The sequence below is a fragment of the Bacillus sp. JJ722 genome, from assembly GCF_036963345.1.
Classification (GTDB): domain Bacteria; phylum Bacillota; class Bacilli; order Bacillales; family DSM-1321; genus Bacillus_AD.
Map to the genome: position 1 here is coordinate 11147 of NZ_JBALMO010000089.1, position 14719 is coordinate 25865.

At 33.2% G+C, this 14719-nt stretch carries 15 protein-coding genes; 4 read left to right on the forward strand and 11 right to left on the reverse strand.

The window, feature by feature from the left end; translation table 11 throughout:
- Positions 1-259: 259 nt before the first annotated feature.
- A complete protein-coding gene (locus tag V7014_RS12410; RefSeq protein ID WP_335507541.1) occupies positions 260-811 on the forward strand; it encodes a GNAT family N-acetyltransferase in 552 nt (183 codons plus the stop codon).
- A 146-nt stretch (positions 812-957) separates the two neighbouring features.
- Here the strand turns inward: V7014_RS12410 and V7014_RS12415 are convergent, their stop codons facing one another.
- The 6 genes from V7014_RS12415 to V7014_RS12440 form a co-directional block, all read right to left on the reverse strand.
- Positions 958-1497, reverse strand: coding sequence for a DJ-1/PfpI family protein (locus tag V7014_RS12415; RefSeq protein ID WP_335507543.1), 540 nt, complete (start codon positions 1495-1497; stop codon positions 958-960).
- Between the two features lie 83 nt (positions 1498-1580).
- Positions 1581-2048: an NUDIX hydrolase gene (locus V7014_RS12420; RefSeq protein WP_335507545.1), complete on the reverse strand. Its 468-nt coding sequence runs from the start codon at positions 2046-2048 to the stop codon at positions 1581-1583.
- Between the two features lie 102 nt (positions 2049-2150).
- On the reverse strand, positions 2151-2525 hold the full coding sequence (locus tag V7014_RS12425; protein ID WP_335507547.1) for a VOC family protein: 375 nt from the start codon (positions 2523-2525) through the stop codon (positions 2151-2153).
- A gap of 311 nt (positions 2526-2836) precedes the next feature.
- Positions 2837-3331: an acyl-CoA thioesterase gene (locus V7014_RS12430; RefSeq protein WP_335507549.1), complete on the reverse strand. Its 495-nt coding sequence runs from the start codon at positions 3329-3331 to the stop codon at positions 2837-2839.
- A gap of 308 nt (positions 3332-3639) precedes the next feature.
- Positions 3640-4125, reverse strand: a complete 486-nt coding sequence (locus V7014_RS12435; RefSeq protein WP_335507551.1) for an acyl-CoA thioesterase — start codon at positions 4123-4125, stop codon at positions 3640-3642.
- Between the two features lie 251 nt (positions 4126-4376).
- On the reverse strand, positions 4377-5882 hold the full coding sequence (locus V7014_RS12440; RefSeq protein ID WP_438824910.1) for an MDR family MFS transporter: 1506 nt from the start codon (positions 5880-5882) through the stop codon (positions 4377-4379).
- Between the two features lie 177 nt (positions 5883-6059).
- Between V7014_RS12440 and V7014_RS12445 the strand changes: the two genes are divergently transcribed.
- On the forward strand, positions 6060-6977 hold the full coding sequence (locus V7014_RS12445; protein ID WP_335507553.1) for a TetR/AcrR family transcriptional regulator: 918 nt from the start codon (positions 6060-6062) through the stop codon (positions 6975-6977).
- A gap of 74 nt (positions 6978-7051) precedes the next feature.
- Here the strand turns inward: V7014_RS12445 and V7014_RS12450 are convergent, their stop codons facing one another.
- A complete protein-coding gene (locus V7014_RS12450; RefSeq protein WP_335507555.1) occupies positions 7052-8023 on the reverse strand; it encodes an aromatic acid exporter family protein in 972 nt (323 codons plus the stop codon).
- A gap of 262 nt (positions 8024-8285) precedes the next feature.
- Positions 8286-10412 (reverse strand): DNA helicase RecQ, encoded by a 2127-nt coding sequence (recQ, locus tag V7014_RS12455; RefSeq protein ID WP_335507557.1) that lies wholly within the window; start codon positions 10410-10412, stop codon positions 8286-8288.
- Positions 10413-10547: 135 nt separating this feature from the next.
- On the opposite strand from recQ, the gene V7014_RS12460 reads away from it, so the two are divergent.
- A complete protein-coding gene (locus V7014_RS12460) occupies positions 10548-11720 on the forward strand; it encodes a pyridoxal phosphate-dependent aminotransferase (RefSeq protein WP_335507559.1) in 1173 nt (390 codons plus the stop codon).
- A gap of 139 nt (positions 11721-11859) precedes the next feature.
- On the forward strand, positions 11860-12129 hold the full coding sequence (locus tag V7014_RS12465) for a hypothetical protein (RefSeq protein ID WP_335507561.1): 270 nt from the start codon (positions 11860-11862) through the stop codon (positions 12127-12129).
- A gap of 224 nt (positions 12130-12353) precedes the next feature.
- Here V7014_RS12465 and V7014_RS12470 read toward each other — a convergent pair whose 3' ends face one another.
- The 3 genes from V7014_RS12470 to V7014_RS12480 form a co-directional block, all read right to left on the reverse strand.
- Entirely contained in the window at positions 12354-12698 is a 345-nt protein-coding gene (locus V7014_RS12470) for a hypothetical protein (RefSeq protein ID WP_335507564.1), read from the reverse strand.
- A 262-nt stretch (positions 12699-12960) separates the two neighbouring features.
- The gene (locus V7014_RS12475; protein ID WP_335507566.1) at positions 12961-13890 is read right to left on the reverse strand and encodes an MBL fold metallo-hydrolase; all 930 of its coding nucleotides are present in this window, start codon (positions 13888-13890) and stop codon (positions 12961-12963) included.
- Positions 13891-13975: 85 nt separating this feature from the next.
- Positions 13976-14524 (reverse strand): hypothetical protein, encoded by a 549-nt coding sequence (locus tag V7014_RS12480; protein ID WP_335507568.1) that lies wholly within the window; start codon positions 14522-14524, stop codon positions 13976-13978.
- Positions 14525-14719: the final 195 nt, after the last annotated feature.

Sequence of the window (14719 nt, forward strand, 5' to 3'; positions counted from 1 at the left end):
ATATTTGGCGCTTTCGGTCTAGATGATACCCATGTATCTTCTTATAAATTTTAAATTACTTTCCCATCAATTGAACAAATATAGTAAATAGGACTTATTGGACAACCTTGTTCTATTTTAAAATCGTTTTAATACATTTTCACACCCAAGTTAACCGAGATCATTATATAAGTGAGAATTGTCACATACTTCCTACAAATATAGACATCTATTATAATAGATATTTGAATATTCACGAAGTTATAGGAAGGAGAATAGGATGAAATCAACTGCAAAAGTATTTGAACATCCGAATTTAAACTATACAATCCGCTCTGCTGTAGAAGAGGATGCAAAGAGATTAGCAGACGTAAGATTATTGATTGACGGTGAAACGGAAAATTTAGATAGAGAACCAGAGGAGGCCTACATAGATGAAATAGGTTTTAAGCAATTAATTAAAAATGATATAGAAAACCATAGAAACCTATTTTTAGTTGCAGAAATTGATAGTGAGATTGTTGGCTTTTCAAGATGTGAAGGAAATTTATTAAAGAGATTTTTTCACAAAGTAGAATTTGGAGTTTGTGTTTTAAAAGATTTCTGGGGTTACGGAATCGGGAAAAATCTGCTTCAGCAATCTATTCACTGGGCAGATTCAAATGGAATTAAGAAAATAACACTTAGTGTTTTAGAAACGAATACAAAAGCGATCGCTCTTTACCAAACGTTTGGCTTTGAAATAGAAGGTATTCTAAAAAAAGATAAAATTCTTTCTGACGGAAACTATTACAATACCATAATTATGGGTAGGTTTCACGAGGATCATTAATAAAGTCCAATTTAATGATTGTCATTTTTCAAATCCTGTTTTGCATTGATTCCTGAATGCAAAACAGGAAATAGAAAGGAATTCAAGTAACTTCCAAAACTAACGATCTGATGCGATCATAAATTTTCGCAACATTCATCCTCTACCTATGTTTGATACCATTTTTCATCAAAGGATAAGTTTAATTGTTTCCCTAAAAGTACGCCAAATTGCACAAATCCTCTTCCTCTAGCAGTAATTATCTTTCCATCTTGAACTACAAGGTCATCTGAGTAGTTTTCGCTTTCAAAAATACCTAGCTTATCACGAACTTCTTTAGTCATGCCAATCGTGTATTTTTTCCCTTTTAACACATCTGATTTTGCTAAGAGGAATGGAGAACTTGAGATACTTGCAATTACTGATACTCTCTTTTCCATTTCATTAATAAATTCAAATAAACTGTTTTCATTTTGTAAAGTCATTATATCCATACAACCCGTTAATAATAGGCTATCTGTCTCCTCATGATTAATACTACTAATAGTAGTATCAGGCAAACAAGTTAAACCAGATTCTCCCCTGATAGGTTCATTATTTAACCCAACAGTTACTACCGATTTTCCCCCTTGCATTAAGATAGATAATGCAACAGTTAGTTCATATTCACTAAATTGAGGATATAATAATACAGCTGTTTTTTTCATATTTCTTTCTCCTTCTGAAGCTATTTAATAGTTGTTCTAACTTTTATTAAAGAAATAGAAACATATATAACCTCATCGAGTAACTATTCTATTATTCCTGTTAATTGTTTATTAATAACAGTTAACGAATGTACTTGTTGATTTTTCAAATTGTTTACAATTTGTCTTGTTACATCAGCTTCACGAAGCTCGTCGTCACTCAGATCCATTAGTTCAGAAAGCCTAATCCATTTACTCTCTACAATTTCTGGCTCATCCATTTTTACAAAACCTCCACAAACTTCACCAGTAAAATGAAATAAAATAACTTGATTATTTGAACGACTTATAAAATTATATATACCTGTAGTAGCAATAAGCTTCACATCATATCCAGTTTCTTCTCTTACTTCCCTACATGCAGCAGTAAGAATATCTTCTTCATGTTCAATTCGTCCTGAAGGGAAATTCCACTTATTATTTGCAAATGGTTTTTTTTCCTTAATAATCAAAACTTTATCCTCTTTAATAATCGATACACTAACAACTAAAACAATATCTTTTTGATTCATATTTTCTCCTTTATATTTTTGGGGAATATGTATATATTGTACAGTATTTTCCCATAACAAAGAGGAGCTGAATTCAACTCCTCTAATAATAGGTTCAATCCTTTACTCCTTAATCCACTCTAATAATTCAATACGATTCCCAAATGGATCGGAAATATAGCATCTATTAGCCCCAGGAAGTTTATTATCTTCAATTATATCAACTTCGTATTTTATTAAATGAATTTTTAACGCTTCAATATTTTCTATTTCAAATGCAGGATGTGCTTTTTTAGCAGGTGAAAACGGTTCTTCAATTCCTAAATGTATTCGTATCTTTCCAGATTCGAACCAAACTCCACCGTTCTTTTTTAGTTCCTCAGGTTTCTCAACCTCGGTGAAACCTAAAATGTTCGTATAAAAAATTCTTGCTGTTTCCTCACTCCCTTTTGGAGCGGCTAGCTGGATATGATCAATTGCTTTAAAAATATAAGGCATTTGTATCCGCCTCCTTGTTTATCTGGTTTATGCTTCTCTATAATCAATGTTAATGGAACTTCTTCTATAAGTATATTTTGAAGTTTTTATTCATTATTATAAGTAAAACTTATCATGTTAGTACTCACTGAATAAGAAAACGGAAGGATTTTTTTATTGTGCTTTAATAAAATGTCCATTGTATACTACATTCTTTTTTACTAATGAAAATTTAGAACATAGTTTTACAAAAACATAAAGGTCGTTGTAACAGAAAAGTTGAATAATAAAAAATGATCGATGTGGATAAATCCTTCACCGATCATTTTTTATTATGCATTAGCTTTTTTTCTAGCCTTATATCTTTCCATTGCCAGTTGGTAATGCTTTTTCTCTTCTTCCGTTTCTGCAATAATAGGCGGTACAGGAGATGGTCTGCCATTCGCATCTACTGCAAGCATCGTTAAATATGCTTGCGATGTTACTTTCTTTTCACCCGTTATTAAATTTTCAGAAAAAATTTGAACGAATACTTCCATCGATGTCCGATGCGCACAAATGACACTTGCCTCTGCACATATTGCTTCACCGGCTTTAATAGGGGCATGGAATTCAAATGAGTCGCTCCTCACTGTGACAACGGGTTGTCGGCAATGCCTCATTGCAGCAATTGCAGCAATTTTATCTGCATAAGCCATCACTTTCCCACCAAAAATAGTACTATAATGATTCGTATCAGGAGGTAGAACTAAATCCACTAATTCCGCTTTTGATTCACTTACTTTCTTTGGTTTGAATTTACTAAATGTTCGTTCTTTTTCTATCATACAAAACCCTCCCGTATAGTTTTAAAGATTTACAAACATCCGTTTATCCCTTCCAATATTTGTTAATTTCTTCTTCTTCTACTCTTTAACCCACAAAGATTGTGAATGTTATACACTCATTGAAGGAATTCACCTAATTTTCTATATATCACTATCTGATTTACTTATATTCTACATCTTTTTATAAAGTTTTGACAATTTTGATAGCTAAATCACTTTCTATAACTCATTACGTAAATAGTTTTCCAACTAAAAAATGAGCAAAGCTATTTATTAGGAGATACGGCTTCGCTCATTTTTTATAATACCTACTTATTTTTTCTTGCTTTGTATCTTTCCATTGCTTGCTGATAATGTTCAATTTCTTCTTCTGTTTCAGGAATTACTGACGGTACTGGCGATGGTCTCCCGTTATTATCAACAGCTATCATCGTTAGAAATGCATTAGATGTTAAGTTTTTCTCACCTGTTATTAAATTCTCAGATTGTATTTTCACAAGTACTTCGATTGAAGTTCTGTGAGCGCAAATAACACTTGCTTCTACACTAATTGCCTCACCAGCTTTTATCGGAGCATGAAATTCGAACGATTCACTACGAACCGTTACTACAGGTTGTCGACAGTGACGCATCGCGGCAATTGCTGCAACTTTATCAGCATATGCCATTACTTTCCCACCAAAAATGGTGCCATAGTGATTCGTATCAGATGGTAAAACCAAATCGACTAATTTTGCCTTCGATTCACTTACTTTTTTCGGTTGTAATATATGATCTGTTTGTTTATTAATCATGATGTATTGTAATCTCCTCTTTATCTTGTAGCTCATTAAACATTCCCAATGGATGTTATAGCATCAAGCTTTATTGTATCATCACTCTTCCTATTTTTGTATTGTACAATAGTTTTCTTTCTACCTTCAATAGTAATAACTCTTAGAATTCAGAAAATTACTTTTTAGGGCTACTTGTAAAGCTAAAAAGGAGAACACAAAGCTAGCCATTTTTTTAAAAATGGTCTGATAAAATTCAAATACAGCCATGATTAAGAAGATTTTTGGGATCTTCCCATTTCTTCTTTCATTCCAGATCTTTCTTTCTTATCTTTTATGAAAAAAGCTAAAAATAAAGCCAGTACCGATAGTATTAACGTAGCCATAAATGACGCATTAATACCTATTAAAGATGCATTTATCATTTCACTTTTAAAGTGTATTGAATCCGTTATCGCCATCGCTTTATCAGGCATATTAGTACTCATCACATTTGTTAAAATCGTGATTAATACAGCCGTACCAATTGATGCAGATATTTGACGTAAAGTATTATATGCTGCGTTACCATGACTTAGTTGCTTCATTGGTAATGCATTTATACCAGCTGTTGTTAATGGCATCATTACCATCGAAATACCTAAAAAACGAACTGCATGTACAACAGCAATCCACCACATTGCTGTATCTACATGTAAGAACATAAACGGAATGGTAGAAAGGGTTAGAATCGTTAAACCAATAATAGCCAACCATCTAATACCAAATTTATCATAGATACGGCCTACTATTGGACCCATAATAGCCATTAGTAATGCTCCAGGCAATAAGATTAAACCAGAGTATAGTGCTGTTTTTCCATGCACTTGTTGAATGTAAATAGGAAGTATCATACCTGAACCAATCATTGACATGTATAGAATTCCACCAATAATTGTCGTTAATGTAAAGATTTTCGATTTAAACACACGAAGTTCAAGCATTGGTTTCGGTAAAACAAGTTGACGCCAAGTAAATAAGCCAATCCCGATAGCACCGATGGTGATGGAAAAAATAACTTTAAAATCTGTCCATCCATCATTTCCTGCACTACTAAAGCCGTATAAGAAAGCTCCAAATCCTATTGTGGATAATGCAACAGATAAAATATCGATTTTAGGATTTGTTAACTTCACTACATTTTTCATAGCAAAGAGAGCAAAAACAATATCTAAAATAACAATAGGAAAAACAATATAGAATAAATAATGCCAATCCCATGTATCTACAATCCATCCACCAAAAGTTGGTCCCACCGCTGGAGCAAATGCATATACGAGACCAACCATTCCCATCGCTGCCCCTCTTCGTTCAATCGGAAAAATCATTAGAATTATGACAGATAATAGTGGCATTATTATTCCCGCACCAACTGCTTGAATAATACGACCCACAATTAACATTTCAAAACTTCCCGACAAAGCACATACAATTGTTCCGATTGCAAAAGAAATCATGGCAAATAAAAATAATGTTTTGGAACTAATCTTCTCAATCAATAAAGCTGTTAGAGGAATCATAATTCCATTTGTCAACAAAAATGCCGTTGTTAACCATTGACCAGTTGCCGGGTTAATTTCTAGATCCGTCATAATATGAGGTAGCGCTGTTGATAGTAATGTTTGATTCAAAATAGTTACAAAAGCGCCCACCAACATAACTGCAACAAGCATCGGTCTGTTATATGGTTTTCCATTAACATCCTTTGATTGCCCATTAAAATGATCCAATTCTCTCATTCCTTTCAAAAAACGAATAATTCATATAGTATATTTTTTATACTGAAAGTACAATGCCAAATCTCACCATATTCTCGAATTATGTAAATCGTTTTACAAAAAAGACTCTGACTTGAATTAATCGATTGAAAAACTTATGATAAAATTAGACGACTAGTATAAAAAGGAGAATATCAATTGCAAAATAAAAAAGATGCAATCATTGACTGCGCACGGGAGTTATTTTTAGAAAAAGGCTATTTTACTACTTCTGTACAAGAGATTATCGAAGCTTCTGGTATTTCAAAAGGAACATTCTACAACTATTTCCATTCCAAAAGTGATTTAGTACTAGCCTTATTGCACCAAATAAAAGGTAAAGTGAAGCTCGAAAGAGAAATCATACAACAAAAAGGCTGCGTTAATGATAAAGAGATACTAATAGAACAAATTGCTGTAAAAATGAGATTACATAAAAAAAAGCGTGTTTTTTCTCTCTATGAAGCGTTAATTTTAGAAGATAATCAAAGTTTAAAGAAATTTATTTGGGAAGATCACGTTAATGAAGTACTTTGGCTTTCTGAAAGAATGCGACAAATTTATGGAAATGAAATTAAAGATCATTCACATGACCTTGCTACTTCGTTTTTAGGATCGCTTCACCATCAATTAAGAGTTGCCGATATCATTCGTATCGAAGATATTAAACTTTACAAATTCATTAGCTATAATCTAAACTGTTTAGAATATTGCCTACCATTTATATTGAAGCAACCTGATGTTCTTATTGATAAAACATCATTCCAGGTCTTTAAGCCGATTTTTTGGGATAGTTCTGAAAATATCAAGAAGAAAATCAATGATATTGTAGATAATATTATTCATGGTAGTACTGATTTAAATAGTGAAGTAACTGAACTACTTGACTTTATTTCAACAGAATTATATGTAGAAACACCTAGACTTCACGTGGTGATTAATATAACGAGGAACCTGTCCTCTTATAACACCATCTCAAATGAACTGTCTATTCAATTAATTGAATTACTACAATTTATACATGTTTGGCAAAAACAATTGGAAGAAAAAAAAATAAAGTCCAAAACTATCAAATAAGATAGTTTTGGACTTTTTTACTTAAAACTTATTTACATAATCCTATTATTTGATACTTATTCATAGTTGCAAGTCTAATCTTTTATTTGTTTTTCCGTAACTTCTTCATAAAAATTCATTTTCAATTGAATAAAACGGTCAACTTCATTTATTAATATGAGCAAGGCCGCTCGCGTTTCAAACTCTTCCCTTGTCTTTGGTAAATCCATTTCTACGAAAGTTGCTTTTAATTTCCGTAAATCTTCCAGTAATTCAACAGCTGGATTATCTTCAGCAAGCGATAAGGCCATATTTTCAATGAAATTTGCTACCATTTCACTCTGTTCAAATTTACTTGGTAAATCAAGGATTGTCGGTATTACTCTTCTCAGCAATTCCACCTGTTGAAAACGCATTTTAAAATATTGATCATAGTAATTCTCTTTGCGAGTGAAAGAGTTTTCTACAGTGCGCTTCGCGATAAGACGGCCACTTTTGATAGAATTTGACGTTTTAATTTCGAATTCATCATTCCATACAGGCTCTTTCTTACGGATAAAACGAGAAAGCTGTAATAATAACAACTTCATATTCTCTTCTGTTTCTTTTGCCACTTTTTTTAATGTGTTTTCTGTACTCGGCATATACAAATTAACAAGAAGAGCTACTGTAATTCCTATAACAATAATTAAGATTTCATTAATTAATAGGTCAATTGTAATAGCTTTCTCTATATATAATTGCATAATAATTACGAAACCAGGAACAATACCATCCTGTAAACCTAATTTAGCCATTACTGGGATATAAATAAAAAGAAGAAGACCAATTGTTAACGGTGTATATGCTGTACCTTCGAATAACAACGTAGCAAGACCCATACCACCAATACATGCTGCAAATCTTCGAAATGCGACATCAATTGACTGCTTCTTCGTACTTTGAACACTTAAGAGTGTAATAATTGCTGCCGTACTAGCATTATCAAGTGAAAGCAATTGTGCGATAATTAACGATACCATAGCTCCAATTGCTGTTTTAATTGTCCTTGAACCAATCGTGAACATCCGTTCATCTCCTTACTTACAAAAATCTTAACAAAAGGGTGCCAAAGGAAAAAACCTTGTGACACCCTCTTAATATTTAGTTCATAACTAAAATTCTTATAAACATTTTACTAAGGACATATCCTAACACTGTTGAGATAACATTAATTGCAATACCCATTATTATTATATTAGCATACGATATTTCCCTATGCCTAGACCATATATAAAGCTCTTTTCATCTTTTATAATCCGTTATCACAAAAGCCATTACAAACATCTGCTAGGCCAAAGATTTCTGTTTTCTATAGAGTAAATACGCTCGAATCATAAAGTACGAAATATTATTAGGCACTTTCTCTTTAATTCCCTTTAAACCTTCTACATCAATATCCGTTTGTTGAACCACTTCCTCAATTAAAGTACCTTCTTGTTCAGAAAAGAAGTCTCCCCAATTTATGGATAAGTTGTCATTGTGGCATTGCATAAGATGGCCTTCTACTGTACTTAAAGCTAAATTACGAGTTTTTGCAATCTCATCTACTGTTTTACCTTCCTTATAATACTCATAAGTTATGATATGCGATTTTTCTTTCTGTTCGCTATTTTTGATTTGACTTACTTCATTATTATTAGCTAATTGTTGCTCTTCTTGAAAATTTAAAATGACTTGTAAAAATACTTCGCCAAATTTTTCTTTTTTCATTTGGCCAATACCTTTAACATCCAGCATACCTTCTAACGTTTGTGGGAGCTTATTACACATATCATGTAAAGTCTCGTCTGAGAAAATAACAAATGGCGGTACTCCTTCACGGCTGGCAATCTCTTTTCGCAACTCACGTAATTTTTCAAACAATGGATGTTGTTTAGAAACGGCTTTCGTTCTTATCTCTTCTTTACGCCAAACTTGCGCTTGTTGCTTCAATACCCTAATACCTTTCGGTGACACTTCCAAATATGGATACTCACCTTGCTGCATTGTAATGTATTCTTCAGCAATAAGAAAATCGATAAATTGATTCACTTCTTTACTGCTTTGCTTGCCCATTAAATTATAAGTAGATAATTCATTAAATTTGAATTGTAATATTTTTTTATTCTTTGAGCCCGTTAAGATTTGTGAAATCATCAATCTACCAAACCTTTGGCCTGTACGAATAATACACGATAGTACCATTTGGGCTTCCTTCGTCACATCCACACTTGTGCGTTCATCTGTACAGTTTCCACAACGATGACAATCTTCTTCAGCCTTCTCTCCAAAGTAATCTAGAATATACGTTTGTAAACATTCTTCCGTATGACAATAATCAACCATTTGTTGTAATTTTTCATATTGGTTCATAAGACGTTCCTGATCGGCAGATGATTGAATTAAGAATTTCTGCACTTGAACATCTTGTGCACTAAATAATAATATACACTGACTTTCTAAACCATCTCGACCTGCTCGACCCGCTTCTTGATAGTAACTTTCTAAATCCTTCGGCATTTGGTAGTGAAGGATAAATCTCACATTTGATTTGTCGATACCCATTCCAAAAGCATTCGTTGCAATCATGACATGAACTCGATCATGTAAGAAATCTTCTTGTTGACTCATCCGTTCCCCAGCAGACAAACCTCCATGATATAATGCAGATTGAATTGAATGTTTTCTTAACATTACTTGTAGATTCTCACCCGCTTTTCTTGTAGCTACATAAATAATGCCTGTCTCATTGTTATTCTTCGTAAGAAAATCAATTAAGAACTTATCTTTTTCTTGCCCTTTTATTATGGAAAATAATAGGTTAGAACGTTTAAACGTTGTCATTATAGTATGACTAAGGGGGATTTCTAAAGATAAACGGATATCTTCTTGTACATGAGGGGTAGCAGTGGCTGTTAAAGCTAATATCGTTGGTTTACTTTGTAATCTTTCAATAAACGGATAAATCAGCTTATAGCTTGGTCTGAAATCATGTCCCCATTGCGATATACAATGTGCTTCATCTACAGCAACTAGTGGAATAGACAATGATTGAATAGCCTCAACAAAGTCTTCTGATTGTAATCGTTCTGGCGAAATATAAACCATTTTATACTGTCCAAATCTAATTTCTTCCATTATATGTGTTAATTCATCAGCTGTTAGCGTACTATTAATATACGTTGCAGCAATTCCGAGCTGTTGTAATGTGTCCACTTGATCTTTCATTAAAGAAATGAGCGGAGTAATAACAATTGTTGTTCCCTCTAATACTAGTGAAGGAATTTGATAGCACAACGACTTGCCACCACCCGTTGGCATAATACAAAGTGTATCCTTTCCTTCCAATACCTGCTCAATAACTCTCTTTTGCCCATCACGAAACGAATCATATCCAAAATACGACGACAATATTTCTTTTGCTCTTTGCAACATCTATAAACACCTGCTTTTTATATTCGTTATCATTTATTTTATCATACCAACCTACTCCATTTAACTCTATGTAAATATTTTAGTAGACAGCATAATTATCAGAATATATGATTAACATATTATTTTTAATTAGAGGTGACCATTTTGCAGTTCAGTAAAACCCTACAACAATTACCAACACAGTTTTTTTCGAAACTAGTTAAACAAGTTAATGCAGCCAAAGCAGAAGGACGAGATATTATTAATCTTGGTCAAGGAAATCCTGACCAACCTACGCCTGATCATATTATTAAAGAGCTTCAACGTGCAGCGGCAGATCCAGAATCTCATCGTTATTCACCGTTTAGCGGAAAAGAAAGTTTAAAGAAAGCCATCTGTAGCTTTTATGAACGTGAGTACGGAGTAACACTTCAGCATGATACTGAAGTAGCTATCCTCTTTGGTGGAAAAATAGGTTTAGTAGAATTACCTTTGTGCTTTTGTGATGAAGGCGACCTTATCCTAGCACCAGATCCGGGCTATCCTGATTACTTATCTGGTATCAGTCTAGCAAAAGCAACAACACATTTTATGCCATTGGAAGAAAGCAATCAGTTCCTTCCTGATTATAATCAAATTCCAAGTGAAATTGCTAAACAAGCAAAATTAATGTTCTTAAATTATCCTAACAACCCTACTGGTGCTACAGCAACAAAAGAATTTTTCGAAGAAACCGTAGCTTTTGCTAAACAAAATGATGTAATTATTACACATGATTTCGCATATGGAGCTCTTGGTTTTGGCGAGCAAAAACCGCTTAGCTTCATGCAAACGGAAGGGGCAAAAGAAGTAGGTGTTGAAATCTATACCCTCTCAAAAACTTTTAACATGGCTGGTTGGCGTGTAGCTTTCGCTGTAGGAAACGTAAAAATCATAGAAGCTATTAACTTAATTCAAGATCATATGTATGTTAGCCTCTTCCCTGCTATTCAAGATGCGGCGGTAGAGGCGCTTATGAATGGCGAAGAAAGTGTTAAAGAATTAGTTGCCCTTTATAAAGAAAGAAGAGATGCATTTGTTGAGAAATGTGCAACAATCGGCTGGCATGCTGCACCTACAGAAGGTTCATTCTTCGTTTGGATGCCCGTCGCGAAAGGCTTCACTTCAGAACTCTTCGCTACACATCTATTAGATCATGCAGATGTTGCAGTCGCTCCGGGAATTGGTTTTGGAGAATATGGAGAAGGATATGTACGAGTAGGGTTAGTAGAAAATAAAGATAGATTACTAGAAGCTGTGGATCGCATTGCAAAATGTAAACTTTTTTAATTAGCTATAATAACTTTCCAGAACTGTCTCAACATTACGTAAAATGACGTTATTTGAGGCAGTTTCTTCTTTGATACGTTAAAAAATTTTGAAACAATACAATTATTCTGATATTCTAATTGAGTAGGAGGTGATTCAAATGGAATTTACATCAATGAATCAAGATCAATTAGATGCATTATTTCATGCGTTTGAACAATGTCTTGCTGAACACAATATAACCTTCACTTTTATGCGTATGACTGAAGAAGAAGGAGTTATTTCATTCGATTTTTGCAATAATCCTGAAAAAGCTAGATCAGTAGAATTTGAAGGTAATAACCTTATTGGTTTAGATACCGAATACATAGCGAGTGAAATATTAGTTCCAATTCTTCCACGCATAAAAGCGTATGCCACATTAAAATAAAATCCATAAGGTATATAGCAAATTCATGCTAATAATATATGAGACACATCATTTCATATAAGCTAAATAAGCTACCCATCATTGATTAAGTTCATTTAACATATATTCAATAATGAGTAGCTTATTTCGTTGTACATCTTCCTTGACAACATCACTGCTTGTTCTAGATTCCATTGTTTTTCTTATCCCTCATGCTATATTTTTTATTTAAGACCTAATCTTACCTATACTGCTTCAATATAACTCCATAAATCGCCATAATCATTTTCAATATAATAGCCACCATATTTTTCGACTATTCCTTGCACAATAGCGGAAGAATTACTATTTAATGAAAGCTCTACTAATGTAACTGTTTCCTTCTTTGTGAATCCTATAAATCCTTGATCCTTAAAATTCTCAAATATTGACAACCTTTGTTCCTCACCACCATATTCGAAAACTAATACTGTACATAATGGTTGATTTTCTTCGTCAATGGAAGAGATTTTAAATTTTCCTTTTAAAGCTTTAATAATTGCATCCTTATCAACGTTGCATTCAAGTAACCCTCTTGTATGAATTGCCATATAAATTCCCCTTTTCTTTTATATTTCTTCAATTTATAGCTCTACTCTGTTCCTATGAATTCATTACCTCCTTGAATGTAAGTTGCGAATTGTAAGCTTTCAATAAAGCTTACTTCATAAAAATATTCAACAAAAACAGTCATTAGTCCTTCTAATTAAAAGAAGAGATCAACATTTTTCTTTCAACTACGTCATATAATTACAAGAAAATTTAATCGTTTTATTCTTTCCACATAAAACGGTGGAGATTCTTCTCCACCGTTCATTCATCATTCTCTCTCCAAAGTGTTTCACCATGTTTCAGTACGGCTAACTGTTCAGATGAGAGTTTTAAATTCGTCCACTTTTTCATTAATCGTTCTAATGCCTCTGGACCAGTATCGTCAGCTAATCGATAAGCTCCGTAATGCATAGGGATCATTATGTTACCATTCGTTTCAAGGAATGCAGTTATTGCATCTTCTGGATTAATGTGAGCTGATGCCATAAACCACTCTGGTTCATACGCTCCTATTGGCATTAACGTATATGTAATAGAGAATTTCGATCCAATTTCTTTAAAGCCACGAAAGTAGCCTGTATCACCTACAAAGTAAATGGTTTCTTCGTTATTCTCAATAACCCATCCACCCCAATGAGAGGTATTCGTATCAGTTAATGTTCGTCTCGTCCAATGTTGAGCCGGAACAAATGTGAATTTCAAATCTTCATATTCAAACTCATCCCACCAATTTGCCTCAATAACCTTTTTATATCCCCTACGTTGAAAAGCATTCTTTAATCCAACAGGAACATAATAAGTAATATCACCACGTAGTTTCTTAATTGTTCCAAAGTCTAGATGATCATAATGACCATGAGAAATAATCACGACATCAATCTCAGGAATTTCTTCCAAACTTAAGCCCGGTTCCGTTAACCGCTTTTGAAAACCCATTAATTTTGCCCAAACTGGATCAGTCAAAATATTATATCCATTAATTTGAATAAGAAAAGTTGAATGTCCTATCCAAGTAATGGAGAAAGCTTTTCGATTTTCTCGAATTCTTGTTATATCTTTATTAAGGGCTTGAGGGATTTGCACTGAAAGATTTTTCTTCTTTCCTCTTCTTTCTTTGCGCCATTTCTTCATATCTGAATATCCCTTTGTTGAACTCACGTCATCATAATTTTTATATCTTAACTTCGTCATTTGTACTCCTCAAATTCATCTTTTTCTTCATTGTGCTAGAATAGTAAAACGAATGCAATCAAATTACATATTGCTTGTTTAATTATTATTTGTCCAAATTCATTTGAATCGATTGTAGTATTCGAAAACCGACATATTCTTCTTTATTGGGATACTTCTGACGGTAATGACAATCCCAATAGCTAGCTACACGACTTTTTATCCTCATATAAAACTTAGGATTATCATTAATAAAGCTGTAAAGTGTCCGATTATTAATTATATCCATATGTCGATTGATCTCCTCGAGAATTTCAACGACATATTCACCTGTTAAACGTAATATGTATGGTAGCACCCACTTTTCAATATTGGGCACACTCAAAATTCGGCTAAGATTTTTTTCTCTTACAAATCCATCGTAATGCCTCATATAAAGACAAAATATAATCTTCTTTTTCCTATCACTTAAAGAAGAAATAACTTCACTGGGGAGCTCTTCACAATATAATCGTTCAGGTATTCGGATCGTCCCACCGTACATTTTCACCGCAAAATAATCATCGTTCGTTTTATAATTTGGCATTACTTCTAATACTTCCCCAACATCTTCCCTTAAATAACTAGGGAACGCCTGCTTTAGATTCATTTCCATATTTACACCTACAAAATTTATTTCGCTCGAACTCCACTTACTACCTATACTATGAGACTTAAAATAGGGAGATGTATAAAAATAAAGTAAAACTTTTATCGGGTTTTTACTGGTGCTTAATCTCCCTCTAAAACGTCTTCGATTTTACATGTTTTGAATTGAGTGTCTTAGCGCTAGTTAGAACGGGATAAAAAG

Coding starts and splice junctions, on each gene's coding strand:
- V7014_RS12410 (WP_335507541.1), top strand. CDS start 260: ATGAAATCAACTGCAAAAGTATTTGAACATCCGAATTTAAACTATACA.
- V7014_RS12415 (WP_335507543.1), bottom strand. CDS start 1,497: ATGAAAAAAACAGCTGTATTATTATATCCTCAATTTAGTGAATATGAA.
- V7014_RS12420 (WP_335507545.1), bottom strand. CDS start 2,048: ATGAATCAAAAAGATATTGTTTTAGTTGTTAGTGTATCGATTATTAAA.
- V7014_RS12425 (WP_335507547.1), bottom strand. CDS start 2,525: ATGCCTTATATTTTTAAAGCAATTGATCATATCCAGCTAGCCGCTCCA.
- V7014_RS12430 (WP_335507549.1), bottom strand. CDS start 3,331: ATGATAGAAAAAGAACGAACATTTAGTAAATTCAAACCAAAGAAAGTA.
- V7014_RS12435 (WP_335507551.1), bottom strand. CDS start 4,125: ATGATTAATAAACAAACAGATCATATATTACAACCGAAAAAAGTAAGT.
- V7014_RS12440 (WP_438824910.1), bottom strand. CDS start 5,882: ATGAGAGAATTGGATCATTTTAATGGGCAATCAAAGGATGTTAATGGA.
- V7014_RS12450 (WP_335507555.1), bottom strand. CDS start 8,023: ATGTTCACGATTGGTTCAAGGACAATTAAAACAGCAATTGGAGCTATG.
- recQ (WP_335507557.1), bottom strand. CDS start 10,412: ATGTTGCAAAGAGCAAAAGAAATATTGTCGTCGTATTTTGGATATGAT.
- V7014_RS12465 (WP_335507561.1), top strand. CDS start 11,860: ATGGAATTTACATCAATGAATCAAGATCAATTAGATGCATTATTTCAT.
- V7014_RS12470 (WP_335507564.1), bottom strand. CDS start 12,698: ATGGCAATTCATACAAGAGGGTTACTTGAATGCAACGTTGATAAGGAT.
- V7014_RS12475 (WP_335507566.1), bottom strand. CDS start 13,890: ATGACGAAGTTAAGATATAAAAATTATGATGACGTGAGTTCAACAAAG.
- V7014_RS12480 (WP_335507568.1), bottom strand. CDS start 14,524: ATGGAAATGAATCTAAAGCAGGCGTTCCCTAGTTATTTAAGGGAAGAT.